General features: G+C 65.5%; 12 protein-coding genes and 1 pseudogene. All 13 read right to left on the reverse strand.

Going from position 1 to position 12,810, the window contains the following annotated elements; translation table 11 throughout:
• Positions 1-32: 32 nt before the first annotated feature.
• Positions 33-782, reverse strand: coding sequence for a DUF3011 domain-containing protein (locus tag V7060_RS14975; protein ID WP_334180049.1), 750 nt, complete (start codon positions 780-782; stop codon positions 33-35).
• Positions 783-891: 109 nt separating this feature from the next.
• Positions 892-1,860: an EF-P lysine aminoacylase EpmA gene (gene epmA / locus V7060_RS14980; RefSeq protein WP_334180050.1), complete on the reverse strand. Its 969-nt coding sequence runs from the start codon at positions 1,858-1,860 to the stop codon at positions 892-894.
• Positions 1,861-2,011: 151 nt separating this feature from the next.
• Positions 2,012-4,393, reverse strand: coding sequence for an NAD-dependent DNA ligase LigA (gene ligA / locus V7060_RS14985; RefSeq protein WP_334180051.1), 2,382 nt, complete (start codon positions 4,391-4,393; stop codon positions 2,012-2,014).
• A 35-nt stretch (positions 4,394-4,428) separates the two neighbouring features.
• Complete coding sequence (locus V7060_RS14990; protein ID WP_334180052.1) at positions 4,429-4,776, reverse strand: type II toxin-antitoxin system PemK/MazF family toxin; 348 nt, start codon at positions 4,774-4,776, stop codon at positions 4,429-4,431.
• A 14-nt stretch (positions 4,777-4,790) separates the two neighbouring features.
• Positions 4,791-5,042, reverse strand: coding sequence for an AbrB/MazE/SpoVT family DNA-binding domain-containing protein (locus V7060_RS14995; protein WP_334180053.1), 252 nt, complete (start codon positions 5,040-5,042; stop codon positions 4,791-4,793).
• A 160-nt stretch (positions 5,043-5,202) separates the two neighbouring features.
• Positions 5,203-5,562, reverse strand: a complete 360-nt coding sequence (locus V7060_RS15000) for a GFA family protein (RefSeq protein WP_334180054.1) — start codon at positions 5,560-5,562, stop codon at positions 5,203-5,205.
• A 42-nt stretch (positions 5,563-5,604) separates the two neighbouring features.
• Positions 5,605-5,895 carry a hypothetical protein gene (locus V7060_RS15005; protein ID WP_334180055.1) on the reverse strand — a complete coding sequence of 97 codons (291 nt, stop codon included), beginning with the start codon at positions 5,893-5,895 and terminating at the stop codon, positions 5,605-5,607.
• Positions 5,896-5,935: 40 nt separating this feature from the next.
• A pseudogene (locus tag V7060_RS15010) lies at positions 5,936-6,258 on the reverse strand (low molecular weight protein tyrosine phosphatase family protein).
• Positions 6,259-6,263: 5 nt separating this feature from the next.
• Entirely contained in the window at positions 6,264-7,145 is an 882-nt protein-coding gene (locus V7060_RS15015) for a hypothetical protein (protein ID WP_334180056.1), read from the reverse strand.
• Between the two features lie 58 nt (positions 7,146-7,203).
• Positions 7,204-7,548 (reverse strand): DUF2200 domain-containing protein, encoded by a 345-nt coding sequence (locus tag V7060_RS15020; protein ID WP_334180057.1) that lies wholly within the window; start codon positions 7,546-7,548, stop codon positions 7,204-7,206.
• 153 nt (positions 7,549-7,701) lie between these two features.
• On the reverse strand, positions 7,702-8,286 hold the full coding sequence (locus tag V7060_RS15025; RefSeq protein WP_334180058.1) for a hypothetical protein: 585 nt from the start codon (positions 8,284-8,286) through the stop codon (positions 7,702-7,704).
• A gap of 39 nt (positions 8,287-8,325) precedes the next feature.
• On the reverse strand, positions 8,326-9,060 hold the full coding sequence (gene zipA / locus V7060_RS15030; RefSeq protein WP_334180059.1) for a cell division protein ZipA: 735 nt from the start codon (positions 9,058-9,060) through the stop codon (positions 8,326-8,328).
• Positions 9,061-9,091: 31 nt separating this feature from the next.
• Positions 9,092-12,595: a chromosome segregation protein SMC gene (smc, locus tag V7060_RS15035; protein ID WP_334180060.1), complete on the reverse strand. Its 3,504-nt coding sequence runs from the start codon at positions 12,593-12,595 to the stop codon at positions 9,092-9,094.
• Positions 12,596-12,810 lie beyond the last annotated feature (215 nt).

Consider the following 12,810-nt stretch of genomic DNA (forward strand, 5'->3'; position numbering starts at 1 on the left):
CCGCCGTGAGCTGGCCGTGCTTCGTTCGGAACTCACCAGCTGCGGAATTCCGCACGGCAGCCGCTGGTCACCCAGACGCCACGGTTGTCGCGACCCCAGGTACGACCCTCGATGCAGGCGTTGCTCGACAGCTGACGGACCAGTTCAACACGGCGGCCATCGGCACTGCAGGTGCGCGTGCGGCCGTTGTCGGATTCGCAGCGGAACGTGCGCCCGTTGCCACCGTTGTTGCCCCAGCCGCCCCCATTTCCCCAGCCGTTGCCACGGCCATAGACCTCGAACTCGCCCCGGCAGCCCTGCGTCACCCACAGCCCATTGCGGTCCTGGCCCCACGTCTGGCCTTCGACACAACGCGAACTGGACAGCTGGCGCACCAGGCGAACGTCAGCGCGCGATGGAATCGGGCAGGTGCGCGTGCGGCCGTTGTCCGATTCGCAGCGGATGCGCTGGCCGTTGCCCGACCAGCCACCGCCGTTGCCCCAGCCACCGCCGCGCCCGCTGGCGAATTCGGCACGGCAGCCGCGATCCACCCACACGCCGCCCCGCCCCTGGCCCCAGGTGCGACCCTCCTCGCAACGCGTGCTCGACAACTGTCGCGTCAACTGCACGCCGCCGCGGGTATCCATCGGACATTCGCGGTAGCGGTTGCTCGGCGATTCGCAGCGGACGGTCTGTCCGCCGCCGGAATAGCGATCGTCGTACTGCGGCGCAGCCTTCGCCGCAGCGGTGCCGAGCAGCGCGAAGGTTCCCAACATCAACGAAGCGATCAGGTGGCGTTCCATGGCAGGTGTCCTCTTGGGTGTTGGCTCGCAATCTACGCAGCGAAAATGAACACGGGCTCACGAAACCGTTTGCAGTCCGCACGACCCGCGCGCGATGTTTGGCTGGCTTTCAGGCGCGCGCGAAGTCGAAGGCCAGCACGTCGGCGATGCGCGGCGTATCCAGCATCGCCATCAACAAGCGGTCCACCCCCAGCGCCACGCCCGCGCACGCCGGCATGCCTTGTGCCAGTGCGGCAAGCAGCCCCTCGTCCAGCGGCGGCGCCACGTCACCCCGCGCCTTCCGCACGGCGACGTCGCGTTCGAAACGCCCACGCTGTTCCACCGCATCTGTCAGTTCGTGGTAGCCGTTGGCCAGTTCCAGCGGTCCCAGGTACAGCTCGAAGCGCTCCGCCACCGGCACGCCATCGCGCTCCACCACGCGTGCCAACGCCGACTGCGTGGCCGGATAGTCATACACCACATGGATGTCGCGACCGAATGCAGGTTGCACACGGTGCGTCATCAGCAGGTCCAGCCAGTCGTCGCGCGTCAGGCCTTCGCCATCGATGGCGATACCGGAGGCCGCGTTGCGGACCGTCTCCAGGTCGGCCGTCATCGGGTCGAAGCCGAGCCTCTGCGCATACAGGTCGCGGAAGCGAATGCGCGACACCGTCGCCTCCCGTCCGATCGTGGACAGCGCCGCCTGCACCAGCACCACCGTCTCGTCGATCAGCGGCTCCAGCGTCCAGCCCACGCGGTACCACTCCAGCATGGTGAATTCCGGGTTGTGGCGACCGCCCGCTTCCCCGTCACGGAACACCCTGCCGAGTTCGAAGCAGTCGCCTGCGCCCGCCGCGAGCAGGCGCTTCAACGGGAACTCCGGCGAGGTGCGCAACCAGCACGTGCGCGGCGCACCGTCGGTGCGACCGGAGAAGTCCAGCGAGAATGAAGCGATGTTCGCGTCGGTGTTACCCGCGCGCGACATCATCGGCGTCTCGACTTCCAGCACGTTGCGGGCGTGGAAGAATTCGCGCACGAGGCGATTGAGCGCGGCGCGCAGGCGGAGAGCATCCATCGTCGCAGTGGGTTGCCAAGTCATTAGCCCCGCTTCCTTGCAGGAGCGACGTAAGTCGCGACCCCACGTCCGAAGCAACCGGCGTCCTGTCGGCGCGCGCGATAGACGGATTGTCCGGGAGTGGAGTTCTTCCGGTCGCGACTCACGTCGCTCCTACAGAGGCATCCCTGCAGCCTCATGCATGCCGCTCCAGAAACGCCAGCAGCTGCGCTTCGTCCCAGACCTCGATGCCCAGTTCCTGCGCCTTGGCGAGCTTGGAACCCGCGGCCTCGCCCGCCACTACCAGATGCGTCTTCTTCGACACACTGCCGGCCACCTTGGCGCCGAGGGCTTCGAGTTTCTCGCCGGCTTCGTCGCGGCTCATCGCGGCCAGGCCGCCGGTGAGGACGACGGTCTTGCCATCGAGCGGGCCGGCGGGGACCTCGACGTCCTCTGGCGTGTTCGTGAGCAGTTCGTCGAGCGCGGCGCCGCTATGTGTCAGCAGCTTGGCATTTGCTTCGTCCTCCAGCCACGCGGCGAATGCGTTCGCTGAATCGCTCGGCAAACCCGCGGTGACGAAGTTGTGCGCGGGCGCATCCAGCAGCGCGTCCACGGACGGGAACGCGGAGGCCAGTTGTTCTGCGCGCACGCGGGTGACCTTGGGAATCTCCAGGTCGACCAGCAGCGTGGCGAGGTCCAGGCCAGGCCGCAGTTTGCCCGACGGCGGATGCGTGTCACCGATCACCACGCCGCGCGCCAGCAGATCGTCGATGGCACGCTGGTTGCCCGGCTGGTCGAAGAAATGGCCGAGCGAACGCGCCACTTCGCCGCCGATGTCGGGCACGCGCTTGAACAGCGGCCACGGCAGGTGGCGAATGCGCTGCAGGTCGCCGAGCCACGCGGCGAGCGCCTTGGCCGTGCTCTCACCGACGTGCTGGATGCCGAGCGCGAACAGGAAGCGCTCCAGCGTCGTGCGGCGGCTGCGGTCGATGGCCTCGATCAGGTTCTCGGCCCACTTGGTCGCCACTTTCCCCGACTTCACCGTCTCGGGCGTGGTGCTCGCCGCCTCCGCGGGGACAGGCTTGCGCTCGTCGGCGCGGCGCTTCATCTCCAGCAGGTCGTCCAGCGTCAACTGATAGAGATCGGCGATGGAATCCAGATAGCCGAGGTCCGACAGGTCCTCGATGTAGCGGTCGCCCAGACCCTCGATGTCCATCGCGCGGCGCGAGGCGAAGTGACGCAGCGACTCCTTGCGCTGGGCGGGGCAGCTCAGTTCGCCGGAGCAGCGCCAGACCGCCTCGCCTTCCTCGCGCACGATCTCGGCACCGCACACCGGGCAATGCGTCGGCATCTGCCACGGCACGGTGCCGTCGGGGCGGCGGTCGAGGATCACGCCTGCCACTTCCGGAATGACGTCGCCGGCGCGACGCACGATGACATGGTCGCCCACGCGCACGTCCAGCCGCGCGATCTGGTCGGCGTTGTGCAGCGTGGCATTGGTGACGATCACGCCGGCCACGTGCACCGGCGCCAGCCGCGCGACCGGGGTAGCGGCGCCGGTGCGGCCGATCTGGATCTCGATGGCCTCGACGGTGGTCGCCTGCTCCTGGGCCGGGAACTTGTGCGCGATCGCCCAGCGTGGCGCGCGCGAGACGAAGCCCATCTCGCGCTGCCCTGCATAGTCATCCAACTTGTACACAACACCATCAATGTCGAATGGGAGGACGTCTCGTTGTTCGCCAACGAACCGGTAGTAATCCAGTAGACCACTAGCTCCCTCGACAACCTTGCATAGAGAGCTAATAGGAAAGCCCCAGTCACGCAAAGAGGTCAAAGTTCTTGAATGTGTGCTGGGTAGGATCGATTCTTCTCCAAACAGAACCCCCTCGTTCTTTACCTCTCCCACTCCGTACGCAAAGAAAGACAGCCTTCTTTCAGCAGTTATCCGCGAATCGAGCTGCCGTAAAGAACCAGCCGCGCCGTTCCTAGGATTCGCAAGAACCTTCTTTTGATTCTTTAGCGCGTAGCTGTTGTAACGCTCAAAGTCGCGGCGAGACATGTATACCTCACCACGAACTTCGAGCACATCCGGCCACCCAGTACTCCGAAGCTTCATCGGGATGGACTTAACAGTTTTTAGATTCTTGGTTACATCCTCGCCAATTGTACCGTCACCGCGAGTGGACCCTCGAACGAACCGACCTCTTTCATAGCGCAAACTGATAGCAAGGCCATCCAGCTTTGGCTCTGCAGAAAACATGACGCGAGAACGCCTCAGCTTCCCTTTGATTCGTCGAACGAAGTCGACAACCTCTTGATCACTAAATGCGTTACCTAGCGAGAGCATTGGAACTTCATGATGAATCTGTCGAAATGACTTGACGGGTTCATCTCCCGCTCGCTTGGTCGGAGAGTCTTCGGTGACCAGGTCTGGATGCGCCGCCTCCAGTTCATCCAGCTCGCGCAGCAGGCGGTCGTACTCGGCGTCCGGGATGCTGGGTTCGTCCAGCACGTGGTAGCGGTAGTTGGCGTCCTCCAACTGGCGGCGGAGGTCGGCGATGCGGGCGGCAGGTTCCATGGCGTGATTCTACCGGCCACGGTGCGGTGCGAGCGTCACTCCAGGATGGCGCGCACCACGTCCAATGCTTCCTGCACCAGACCATCCGGCGCCCTCTCGATCCGCTTGAAGGTGCGCGCACGCGCGTCCACGGTTCGCGTCTGGTCGCACAGAACGATCCCCTGCGTGCGCAGCCCCGTCCCCATCAACGTCACTCCGAAGCCATTCACGCGGGCCGCCTGACCGCCCTGCGTGATCGGGGCCACGAGAAGCAGGCCAGAGGCCTGATTGAATGCGCTGGCGGACAACACCAGAACCGGACGGGCGCCGCGGATCTCGCGTCCCTGTGTCGGGTCCAGGCTCAGTTCCAGAATGTCGCCGCGCTGTGGGATTCCCTTGCCCATGATGTCCGCTCCTCCTAGAGCAGTTCGCGCCCGGCCGGCTCATCCTCGAGCCACGCCTCGTCCCTGTTCCACGCACCGGGCGCGGCGGGACTCGCAGCCAAGCGATCCGCCAGCGAACGGCGCGCCGGCGATACCGTCAAGGTGCGACCTTCCACCATCAACTCCACGACCGAACCTGCCTCGACAGCCAGGGTGCTGGCGATGGCCTTCGGGATGGACAGGATGATGGAGCCGCCGGACTGGCGGAGGACAGCGGTACAGGACATGACGGTGCCCGATAAAGTTTTACTGGGGTAAAACTACGTTACTCCCCCCTGATCCTGCAAGCAAGCAGCACCTTCCTGATCGCTCCAACGCACATGATTACTGAGCGAATATCTCCCACCGCGATGCCAGTCGAATCACTCGCCGCTCATCGCGGTGCGGTTACGGCATACCTGCACCGACCGTCATCCGCACCGGGATGCCGGCAGGGTCGAACCCGGCGAGGCAATACACGTTGACGCCGTAATGGTCAGGGGTGACGCGCTTGCGGTGGAACGGGTAGATGCCGCAGAGCTTGCAAAAATGGTGGTGCGCGGTATGCGTGTGGAACTGGTAGTCGGCCAGCGCGTCCGCGCCGGCCAGCAGGCGGAAGGCGCTTTCGTGCACCTTCACCATCAGCGCGTTCTTCTTGCGGCAAATCGAGCAGTCGCACTGGGTCAGCTCGGGGAAGTCGGTGTCGATCTCGAAGCGGATCGCGCCGCAGTGGCAGCTGCCTTTGTAGGTCTGGAGGGGCCGGCTCATACCTCATACATCGAAGGGTAGTTCGAACGGGACACCGACATGCTACCGCGTGACGACATCGCGCCAGATCAGCAGGATCTCGGCCGCACGCGCGGCCCGCTCCTGCGTCCCCGGCAATCCCATCGATACGTCTGCGATACCGACAAGATGGGCGACCAGCGTGTCCGCATCCGCTCCGCGCCACAGCAGTCCACAGACGCCATCCACGTAGCCGTCGTATTCGTCGCGCGCTTCGGGGGTTCCCGCTACGCCGATGGGATCCCACAGGTAGTGCAGCACTTCGCTGACGGCACGCTGGAGCGCCGCGGCGTCCGTTCCCAAGGTCGAGGTCATGGCGAAATCTGGTGCAAGGGAGCGCCAGCGTAACTGCAGATCAGGCCGCGGGCAGGAAGCGCGATACCTTCTGCTTGAGCAGGCGTACCAGCGCGGGGTCCATGTACGCGTAGTCGTCCGGGATATCAAGGCAGATCACGCGCTTGCCATTGAGATGGCGCTTGAACTTCGCGGACAGGCGGTTGCGGTGCGCCTTCTCCATGACGAACACCGTATCCGCCCACGCCAGCAGCTCGGGCGAGACCGGCACCTCCGCATCGTTGCCGAGGCCGTCTCCACGCCCGGCCAGTCGGCGAATACCTGCTCCGCGGTTGGGCTGCGCAGACGGTTCTGGGTGCAGATGAAGAGGACGTTGCGGGGCATGGGGTCTACTCGCGGACGATGTCCAGGATCTCCGCTTCGCGTTCGAGGCGACGCAGGCAGGCCTTGTCGACGCCCGTGGTCGCGGTGGTCTTCGCTGCCGCGATGGCAGCGCGGCCCGCTTCGTGCCACAGCTCCCTGGACACATCGACACGGTGACTCTGCAACCAGAACCAGAGTTCGCCACCCACAGCATTCTCATCGACCACGTTGAGGTCGCGGCAATAGCCGATGGCTTCGTCCACCAGCTCCGGTCCGCTGCGCGTATCGAGGACCAGTGCATCGCTGCGGTCGGGCGTCCCGGTATCGAGCGTTACATGGACCGTAATGGCGTCGACGGAACGCCGCAGTGCCGGCTCCGGGCGGTAGGGAGGCCCCGCGTCGGACCTCACCAGGTGCGTTCTCGGGACGTCGTATCGCACTGACTGCCCCGCACGCGAGGCACCCACGAGCAGACCGCCATCCTCGTCGCACCTGTCGCGCTGGTCCTCGCCGTCCTCCACGTCGTGCAGTGTCGGATCGGATTCGAAGTAATAAGCGTCGCCATCCGGCACCGCGATCCACGCAGCAGCGATTGGCGGCGTCTGCTTCCTGCAGGGCGACCCCAGCCATGCCGCCAGTCCGGCGAGATCAAGGGCCGGGAAGCCGTCGGGAAACAGCAATGCGATGCGTCCGCCGGGTTGCGGATGGAGTTCGACGCGGAAGCTGTCGGGGCGATGCACGACGAACCAAATCGCGGCATAGGACGCGATGTCAGCCTGCACCGCCTCGGGCGTCTCGTCCACCAGGATCCACCCCTGTGCGGGCACGAAGGCGGGATCGCGGTTCTGCGCCATCGCCTCCGCTGACGCCAGACACGCCAACAGGGTCATCAAGAGATACCGTTGCATGCTCCACCTCCGTTGCGGTCACACACCTGTTCCGGGCATTCCGTGCCGGGTCACGGTATCAGCGCAGGATCTTCTCCGTCGCCTTCCCCTTCGCCAGTTCGTCCACCAGCTTGTCGAGGTAGCGGATCTTCTGCATCAGCGAATCGTCGACGTCCTCGACACGGACACCGCAGACCGCGCCCTTGATGAGCGACGCATGTGGATGGAGTTGCGGGGCCTCAGCGAAGAAGGCCTCGAAGTCCTTCTTCGCGTCGATCTGCCGTTCGAGTCCGGCCTGGTCGTAACCGGTCAGCCAGCGGAAGACCTCGTCGACGTCGGCCTTCGTCCGATCCTTGCGCTCGGCCTTCTTCACGTACAGCGGATACACGCTGGCGAAGGTGGTGGTGAAGATGCGGTGCGACATCGGAATCACTCCATTGCGTTGCAATCGGCAGGGATCCTATGGGTTGGGGTGAGCGAAGCTAACCCCAACACGCGCCCTCGATTCTATCCAGCGCCTGACCAACCCGTGGGACATTGAGCTTCGCTTCGCTCACCCCAACCTATGCGCAGTGATCTACCTCTTCGGCCAATCGAAGGCGTCTGGCCCTTGCTCCCACTTCTGCCGTAGCCGAAACAGGTCGTTGAGTGCCTCAATCGATTCTTCGAGATAGCCGCTTCTTCCACATCGCTGAGCATGAAGCTCGTATGGCGCATTTCCCTTGAGGTACAGCAGCATTGCCCTACCCTCGCTGAGATCCCAGCTGTACTCCGGTCCAAAGTACTCTTCGACCGTGCTGAAGTCCGCGCCCCTGTAATGCGGACCTTTCCAGGATTCATGCACCTTCCACCTGACTGTACGTACGGGGGGATCTTTCGGTGCGCCTTTTACGACCACCTTCTCGACGGTGGCTACGACCACGACGGACGCCATGCCGAAGTGCGCAATCTGATCCTTGTCTCCCCAAGGACAGTTGTACCAAATCGAGGTCGCGGCAGCTTGCTGAGGAAACAGAAAGGTCAGTGCCAGCGCAACGAAGAATGACCATGGACCCAAACCCGATATCACTGCCCTTTTGAAGGCTCGCCGCATTTCGTACTCCCCGCTAAGAAGACATAAGAAAGGCGAAGCGGGATCAGCAAACTGGGCAGAACGATTCATTCATCGCTCCGCGCCTGCCAAACCAAGCGAATGGCAACCTTACCAGCGCGGCGCCTTAGTCAACGGCGGCGCCTCATGCTGGCGGTCATACGCGCGCAGTTCCTCGCGGATGTGCTGGATGCGCTGGCGGCCGAGGGTGTTGCGGCTGTCGTCGAGGACCACGCCGCCGAGCAGTTCGGCCATGCGTTCGACGTTGGGGACCAGCTTCTCCCACGCTTCCAGCGCCGTCATTGGCGCCGGCAGCGTGAGGAAGAACGCGATCGCCGGGGTTTCCAGTGCGCGGATGTTGGCCATGTCGAAACTGCCCGGCTGCATGATGTTGGCCATGCTGAAGACCGGGCCGCGTTCCGGGTGCCCTTCCACCAATCGGTGGAAGACATTCATGTGGCCGAAGGTCAGGCCTGTCTTCTCGGCCGCGACCACGATGTCCTCGCCGCGCAGCACCTGCCCGGCCTTGGCCGCGACATAGAGCGACACGATCTTGTCGAAATCCTGATTCGGGCGCTTGCCGAGGTCGCTTTCCACGCCCGCCACCGGCGTGCCGCCGGGCAGGCCGAGTTCGGGCTGGCTGACGCGTTCGCCGCTGTAGTCCTGCACCTGCTCGCTGGTGTCGTCACCGGCCAGGCTGGGTTCAACGCGTGAGGTGTCGCGTTCGGCAGGTTCCAGGCGGCGGCCCTGGCTGGGTTTCTTGGGTCGGCCGAACAGGAAGATCGCCGCCAGCAACAGCAGGCCGGCGACGATGATTCCGATACGAAGCATGGCCATGTCGGACACAGGGGATTCTCCGGCAGGGTGGAATGAAGGGTCAGGCGGCGCCAGCCAGGCGGGCGGCCTCTTCCAGGTCCACCGACACCAGCCGGCTGACACCGGGTTCCCGCATGGTAACGCCACTGAGCTGGTGTGCGGCTTCCATCGTCGCCTTGTTGTGCGACACGAACAGGAACTGCACCTTCTCGCTCATCTCTTTCACCATGGCGGTGAAGCGGCCGACGTTGGCCTCGTCGAGCGGCGCGTCGACTTCGTCCAGCAGGCAGAACGGCGCGGGATTGAGCTGGAAGATGGCGAACACCAGCGCCACCGCGGTCATCGCCTTCTCGCCGCCGGACAGCAGCGAGATGTTGGACACGCGCTTGCCGGGCGGGCGCGCCATGATGGCCACGCCGGTATCGAGCAGGTCTTCGCCGGTGAGTTCGAGGTAGGCGTGGCCGCCGCCGAACAGGCGCGGATACAGCTGCTGCACGCCGGCGTTGACGCGGTCGAAGGTGTCCTTGAAGCGCCCACGGGTCTCGCGGTCGATCTTGCGGATGGCCTCTTCCAGCGTTTCCAGCGCAGTGGTGAGGTCGGTGTTCTGTGCGTCCAGATACTCCGAGCGCTGGCTGGCCTCGCCGTATTCGTGGATCGCGGCCAGGTTGACCGGCTCCAGCCGGCGCATGCGGCCGTCGATCTGGGTGACGCTCTGCTCCCACTCACGGATGTCAGCGACCTCGGGCAGCGTATTGATGACGTCGTCCAGCACGAAGCCGCCGGCGACGACGGCCTCGGACAGCTGCTCGGCCTTCAGCGCGAGCGCCTGCTGGTCGAGCTTGCGCTGCGAGATGCGCTCGCGCTGGGCCAGTGCCTGCTCGTCGCGCTGCTGGCGGGTCTGTTCGTACTTGCGCAGCTCGTTGTCGATGCCTTCCAGCAGCGAACGCGCCTCGGCGAGCTGGCGATCGGCAGTGACGCGGTGTTCCAGCGCGGCCTGGCGTTGGGTTTCCAGTTCCTGCACAGGCGAATCGCCTTCGCTCAGTTGCAGGGTGAGTTCTTCAAGCCGTGAATCCAGGTGGCCGCGCTGGCCGCCCATGCGATCCAGCGCCTGGCTCAGCGAGACGATCTGGGTGCGCTGCGATTCCAGCGTCAGCGCCAGGGCGTGGGCGGTATCGCGCGAGGTGCGTGCGGCTTCGCGGGCCTGGTCGCGGGCATCGACCAGTTGGCGGCGCTCATTTTCCAGCGCCTGCCGGGCCGATTCCAGATCGCCCATGCGGGTGACCGCGTCTTCCAGCTTGCTGCGGGCCTCGCGGGCCTGCTCGCGGCTGGTGTCCAGCGTTTCGACAAGCTGCGCGATTTCGCCATCGATGCGTTCCAGGCGGGTACGCGTGGCCTCCACCTTGCCCTGCTGGCTCTGCAACTGGCCGGCCAGTTCGGACACGCCGCGATGCGCCATGTACAGCGTGCGCTGGGCGTCTTCGCGCTGCTGCTCGGCGGCGAGCAACTGGTCGCGCAGGCTGGCCAGGCGTTCTTCCAGTTCGGCCTCGCGCGCCTGCAGGGTTTCGATCTCGCCGCGCAGCGACTGGATCTCGCGCTCGCGCAGCAATGCGCCCTGCTTGGCCGCGCCGGAGCGCAGCACGCGCACCCAGCCCGCACCGAGACGTTCGCCGTTGCGGGTGATGACGGAATCGCCTTCGCCGAGTTGGGATTGCAGGCGGCGGGCTTCGGCGAGGTCGTCGGCCATATGCAGACGGGCCAGCAGGCGGCGGATCGCCGCCGGACCCTGCACCTTCGCGGCCAACGAGGTCGGCGCGAACGCGACGTCGCCACGATCGTCCGACACCAGCGCGATGCGGCCGTCGCCGAGTTCGCCCAGCGCGTCGACCAGCGCTTCGGGCGCATCGACCAGCACGCCTTCGATCAGTTGGCCGAGCGCGCCTTCGACGGCGTTTTCCCAGCCCGGCTCGACGGTCAGTTTCTCGCCGACGCGCGAGGCGTTGTCGAGACCTCGCGCCTTCAGCCAACTCATCGCGGCGCCCTGCTCCTGGCCCAACGCGGCGTGCTGCAAGGTTTCCAGCGACGACAGGCGGCCACGGGCCTCCTGTGCGCGCTTGCGCACGTCGGACAGCTCGGTCTGCGTACCGCGCTGCTGTTCCTGCACGTCGGCGGCGCCCTGCTTGCGCGCCTCGACCTGCTCGGTCAGCGTCTCCAGCGATTCCTTCTGCGTGTCGTGCTGCAGCTGCAACTGCTCGAACGCGGAGGCCAGCGCGTCCAGGTCCAGCCCGGTGCGTTCGTTGGCCAGCGCTTCGCGGCGGCGCTCGGCTTCCAGCGATTGGCGGTCGAGGTAGTCAACGCGGGTGCGTTCGACGTCGCCGGCGCGCGAGGCCTCGGCGGAGTCGCGACTGTGGGTTTCCCAGCGCTGCTGCCAGTCGGCCAGCGCCGTCTCGGCCTCGCGCAGCGCGTCCTGGCGGAATACGTCCTCCTCGCGCAGCTGTTCGAGCTGCGGTTCGGCATCGGCGACCGATTCGCGCAAGACGTTGAGACGGGTCTCGTCGCCGCTGATGTGCTGGCCGAGTTCCTGCAGGGCGTTGTGCGCTTCGTCGCGCGCGCGCTTCAGGCGGTCGCCGAGTTCACGCTGGTGCTGGATCTGCTGTTCGATGCGGGCCAGCGTGCTGCCGACCTGGTAGACCTCGCCCTGCGCCTTGTTGAGTCCGTCGGCGGCTTCCTCGCGGCGCACGCGATCGGTTTCCAGCAGGCGCTCGGCTTCGCGCTGTTCGGCTATCAGCTGTTGCAGCTTCGTCTCTTCCTGCGACAACGCCTCGCGCAGGCCCTGCAGCCTACCGTCCAGGCCGCGGTATTCCAGCGCCTTCCACTCGGCGTCCTTGACCCGGCGCTCTTCCTGCAGCGCCTTGTACTGCTCGGCCTGCTTGGCCTGGCGCTTGAGGTGTTCGAGCTGCTTGCCGATCTCCTCGCGCAGGTCGTTGAGGCGGTCCAGGTTCTCGCGGGTGTGGCGGATGCGGGTTTCGGTTTCCTTGCGGCGCTCCTTGTACTTGGAGATGCCGGCGGCTTCCTCCAGGTACACGCGCAGGTCTTCGGGACGCGCCTCGATGATCTGGCTGATCATGCCCTGCTCGATGATCGAGTAGCTGCGCGGGCCCAGGCCGGTACCGAGGAACAGGTCGGTAATGTCGCGCCGGCGGCACTTGGTGCCGTTGAGGTAGTAGTTGCTCTGGCCGTCGCGGCTGACCAGGCGGCGGACCGAGATTTCGTTGAAGGCGGCGAATTCGCCGCTGATGGTGTGGTCGCTGTTGTCGAAGATCAGCTCGACCGAGGCCTGCGACACAGGTTTGCGTGCGGCCGAGCCGGAGAAGATCACGTCCGTCAGCGAGTCGCCACGCAGGCGGCTGGCCGAGCTTTCGCCCATCACCCAGCGCACGGCGTCGATGATGTTGGACTTGCCGCAGCCGTTCGGGCCGACCACGCCGGTCATGTTGGTCGGCAGGTGCAGCACGGTGGGATCGACGAACGACTTGAAGCCGGACAGCTTGATGGTGGAAAGGCGCATGCGACGGTGTCTTCCGGGCACCGCGACCGGACCGGTCCGACGCGCTGCCGCAAGTGTGAAATGGGATCAGCTTCGACTGCCAACTCATTGATTCCGTGGCAATCAGGCCTGCCGTCAGGCACGCCAACGGATGAGTATAGCCGCCCATGGCATGGGATGCCCGGACCGTCGGGCGCCGTACGCTTGCAGGCAGCCGGCGTACGGAAGAGGCCCGC

The sequence above is a fragment of the Pseudoxanthomonas sp. genome (assembly GCF_036845285.1).
Lineage (GTDB): Bacteria > Pseudomonadota > Gammaproteobacteria > Xanthomonadales > Xanthomonadaceae > Pseudoxanthomonas_A.

Bases quoted from the DNA above. Each gene is read 5' to 3' on its own strand.
- V7060_RS14975 (WP_334180049.1), bottom strand. From the start codon at position 782: ATGGAACGCCACCTGATCGCTTCGTTGATGTTGGGAACCTTCGCGCTG.
- V7060_RS15015 (WP_334180056.1), bottom strand. From the start codon at position 7,145: ATGCAACGGTATCTCTTGATGACCCTGTTGGCGTGTCTGGCGTCAGCG.
- V7060_RS14995 (WP_334180053.1), bottom strand. From the start codon at position 5,042: ATGTCCTGTACCGCTGTCCTCCGCCAGTCCGGCGGCTCCATCATCCTG.
- epmA (WP_334180050.1), bottom strand. From the start codon at position 1,860: ATGACTTGGCAACCCACTGCGACGATGGATGCTCTCCGCCTGCGCGCC.
- smc (WP_334180060.1), bottom strand. From the start codon at position 12,595: ATGCGCCTTTCCACCATCAAGCTGTCCGGCTTCAAGTCGTTCGTCGAT.
- ligA (WP_334180051.1), bottom strand. From the start codon at position 4,393: ATGGAACCTGCCGCCCGCATCGCCGACCTCCGCCGCCAGTTGGAGGAC.
- V7060_RS15005 (WP_334180055.1), bottom strand. From the start codon at position 5,895: ATGACCTCGACCTTGGGAACGGACGCCGCGGCGCTCCAGCGTGCCGTC.
- V7060_RS14990 (WP_334180052.1), bottom strand. From the start codon at position 4,776: ATGGGCAAGGGAATCCCACAGCGCGGCGACATTCTGGAACTGAGCCTG.
- V7060_RS15020 (WP_334180057.1), bottom strand. From the start codon at position 7,548: ATGTCGCACCGCATCTTCACCACCACCTTCGCCAGCGTGTATCCGCTG.
- V7060_RS15000 (WP_334180054.1), bottom strand. From the start codon at position 5,562: ATGAGCCGGCCCCTCCAGACCTACAAAGGCAGCTGCCACTGCGGCGCG.
- V7060_RS15025 (WP_334180058.1), bottom strand. From the start codon at position 8,286: ATGAATCGTTCTGCCCAGTTTGCTGATCCCGCTTCGCCTTTCTTATGT.